The 3,740-nt window shown below is 70.8% G+C and carries 2 protein-coding genes; one reads left to right on the plus strand and one right to left on the minus strand.

Features of this window, described 5'->3' with window-relative positions; all coding sequences use genetic code 11:
* Positions 1-234: 234 nt before the first annotated feature.
* Entirely contained in the window at positions 235-2,115 is a 1,881-nt protein-coding gene (locus Q7W29_14725; protein ID MDO9173076.1) for an alpha-amylase family glycosyl hydrolase, read from the minus strand.
* 201 nt (positions 2,116-2,316) lie between these two features.
* On the opposite strand from Q7W29_14725, the gene Q7W29_14730 reads away from it, so the two are divergent.
* Positions 2,317-3,740, plus strand: a 1,424-nt coding sequence (locus Q7W29_14730) for a glycogen-binding domain-containing protein (protein MDO9173077.1), incomplete at its 3' end; no start/stop codon positions are given.

Here is a 3,740-nt window from a genome sequence, read left to right on the forward strand (position 1 = left end):
GGCCGCTACGTCGCCAAGTGCACCGTCTCAGAACGCAATTTGGCAGCCATGTTCTCGCTGATCAGATGATGTCCAAATCACCGAACACCCTGTCTCGAGCCTGAGTAGGCACGGTGACGGGGGTTACTGAAGGGCTCCTGCGCCAGGAGGGCGCAGGAGCCCGTAAGTCAAGCGCTCCGGGCACACGAGGTGCCCGGAGCGCGTCCCCCGTCACCGTGCCTACTCAGGCGCCGCCTACTCGGGCACTCCGGTCATACCGTCCGCCTTGCGCCACAACGCCCCCGAAGAAGCCGGCTGCGCGAGCACGAGCTGGTTCCCCGTGATCTCGACCGCCTCCCACGCTCCGGTCTCCGGATGGAATCGCTGCCAGATCCCGTTCGCCGGGAAGGCCACCGGCCAGGTGTGGTCGTTGTGGTCGAAGTTCAGGGCCACGACGATCTCCGCCTGCGACGACACGGCCCCGCCGCGCCAGTAGCAGAGCGTGCGGTCGTAGTGGTCGGCGTCGGCGGCGCGCCAGGTGAACCAGGTGCGCTCGGAGGCCAGGGCGGCCTCGTCGCGGCGCAGCCGGATGAGGTTGCGGTAGACGGAACGCAGGGACTGGTCGCCGGTGGTCCAGTCGATCTTGTAGGTGGTCGGGTCGCTCGGGCGGAACTCGTCGCAGCCGATCTCCTGGCCGTTGTAGAGCATCGGGATGCCGACGCTGGTCAAGAGGGCGAAGGCGCCCAGCTCCGACTTCTGACGCCCGCCCACCGCCTGCGCGTCGACCGAGCCGTAGGTGTCCACGGCCCAGGCGATGCGGTTCTCGTCGTGCGTCTCGAGGGACTTCACGTCGCTGAAGCCGTCGCCGTTGACGCCGTCGTACTGGCTGTTGGCGCCGATCACGTTGGCCGAGGCCCACATGTTGCGGCAGCCGAAGCTCCAGCAGCCGAGGCTGATCGCGGTCGAGCCGCGCCAGGCGAAGCCGTTCTGGGTCAGGTTCGTGGACATCACCTGCAGGAAGTTGTTGCCGCCGCCGCCCCAGGCGTCGGTGTGGTTGCCGCCCCACTGGGCGTCGTAGCCGTGGGTGACCGAGTTGCCCTCGTTGGGGTAGCGGAAATCCTCGCCGATCAGCAGCAGGTCCGGGCGCGCGGCGCGCAGCTCGTCGCGCAGGTACTCCCAGGTGGCCCAGCCCTCGCCGGCCACGTAGTCGAAGCGGAACCCGTCCACCTTGTACGTGTCGACCCAGTGCAGCATCGCGTCGCGGACGTGGGCCTTCAGGGCGGGGTCGCTCCAGTTCAGCTCGACCATGCCCCAGGGGTTCGACTCGGTCGTGGTGAAGTGGTAGGTCCCGGCGAAGGTGTCCAGCTGCCGCAGGATGCCGCCGCCGGCCTGGTGGTTCAGCACGACGTCCAGGATGACCGCCATGCCGCGCTCGTGGCAGCGGTCCACCAGCAGGGCGAAGAAGTAGGGCGTGCCGTAGGCGGGGTTGGGGGCGGCGTACAGCACCGGGTCGTAGCCCCAGCCATTGTACGAGGGGGCGTTGACGGGCATCAGCTCGACGGCGTTGACGCCCAGGTCCACCAGGTTGGGCCCGGCGTCCAGGCCGCTGATGATGCCGGCGAAGGTGCCGGCGGCCGAGAAGTCGTTCGGGGCGATCTCGTAGATGACCAGCTTGGTGCGGTCGACCGGGGTCGCCAGGTCGCGGATCGACGGCAGGGTCCGCCCGTACAGGGCGTTGGCCTGCGCGGGATCGCCGCCGGCCTGGACCTCGGGGGCCATGGGGTCGGTCAGCCAGGTGACCACGCCGCCCTTGCGCAGGACGAACTTGTAGGCCTGCACGCCCGCCGGCAGGTCGGTGCCGTAGCGCCAGGTGACGCCGTCGCCGTCGGGGACGAAGGCGTAGGCCGCGTTCTGGGTGGCCCAGCCGTTGAAGGCGCCGGCGAGGTGGACCGAATCGGCGGCGTAGACGCGCAGGACGAAGCTGTCGGGCTGGGCCTGGACCATCGAGGAAGACGTCAGCGGGGCCGCCTCCTCGGCGCCCCCCGGAGCGACGGGCCGATCGCTCGTGCAGCCGTGCAGCAGCAGGGCCGTCGCGAGCAGGGCAGACCAGACCAGCAGGGACCGCAGCGCTTTCATGGGACTCCCGTCGGATGGGTCGAAGTTCATGTAATGATAACACAAATACGAGCGGGCTCCCAGTCGCCTCCGACCGGCCGACAGGCCCCCTTGACGCCGCCGCGGCGCGTGTTACTCTCCACGTCTTGGACCATTTCCGGCGCGATCGCCAGGCGGGGGAGACCCCCGTCGCGCACCTGCGCCGCCAACCGGGAGATCATCATGCGCCATCGTCCCCTGCTGTCGTCGCTCGCCGTCCTGCTGGCCGGCATCGTTCTGGCGGCCGGCTCGCTGCCCGCCGCCGACGTGACCTTCGTCCACCGCGCCCCCGGCGCCAAGGAGGTCACCCTGGCCGGCAGCTTCAACGGCTGGAAGGCCTTCGATCTGGCCCTGAAGGACACCGGCGGCGGCGTGTGGGCCGTCGTGGTGCCCCTGGACGAGGGGACCTACGAGTACAAGTTCGTGGTCGACGGCGCCTGGCGTCAGGACCCGACCAACCCCGACGGCAAGGACGACGGCTACGGCGGGCAGAATTCGGTCGTGGTCGTGCCGGCCGGGGCCGCCAAGCTGACCGCGGGCGGCGGCGAAGCGCCGGCCGGCCTGAAGGCGACTCCCGTCGCGACGGCGGTGGCGGCCGCGCCGGCGGGCACGCTCGCAGGTACGACCGCAGGGACGACCGTGTTCTCGCACAACGCCGGCAAGGGCGCCGCCTGCTTCCTGGCCGGCGAGTTCAACGGCTGGAACCCAACCGCCGACCGCATGGAGGATCCCGACGGCGACGGCACCTTCACCAAGGCGCTGACGCTGGCCCCCGGCCGCTACATGTACAAGTTCGTGGTCGACGGCAACTGGCTCGCGGATCCCGCGGCGACCGAGTCGGCCGAGGACGGCTTCGGCGGCAAGAACTCCGTGGCCGTGGTGGGGACGGGGGTGGCGGCCGCGAAGCCTGCCGCCGCCGTCGCGCCGGCCGCCGTTGCAACGGCCGCCGCCGGCAAGACGCGGTTCTCCTTCGACGCCGGCGGCAAGGTCGGCGGCTGCTTCCTCGCCGGCGAGTTCAACAGCTGGAATCCCACCGGTCAGGGCCTGACCGATCCCGACGGCGACGGCGTCTACACCGCCGACGTGGAGCTGGCCCCCGGCCGCTACATGTACAAGTTCGTCGTCGACGGCAACTGGAAGCAGGACCCGCAGAACCCCGAGGCCGTCGACGACGGCTTCGGCGGCAAGAACTCCGTGATCACCGTGGGTGCGGGCGGCGCCGCCGTCGCGCCGGCGCCCGCGCCCGTGTCCACGCCCGTGCCCGCGCCCGCCGCCGGCGGCGCCCCGGTCGACGTCACCTTCACCTACACGCCGGTCATCTCGGGCGTGCAGAACGTGTTCCTGGCCGGCTCGTTCAACGGCTGGAGCGACGCGGCCCTGCGCCTGACCGACCCCGAGAACGACGGCACGTACAGCGCCGTGGTCCCGTTGGCCCCCGGCAACCACCAGTACAAGTTCGTGGTCGACGGCAACTGGCAGCAGGACCCCGGCAACGCCGCGGTCGAGTCCGACGGCTTCGGCGGCAACAACTCCCTGGTGGTGGTCAAGGCGGGGGCGGCGCCCCTGAAGGCGGCCGAATCGGCCGCCGTCCGCGCCGCCACGGGCAC

The sequence above is a fragment of the bacterium genome (assembly GCA_030654305.1).
Lineage (GTDB): Bacteria > Krumholzibacteriota > Krumholzibacteriia > LZORAL124-64-63 > LZORAL124-64-63 > PNOJ01.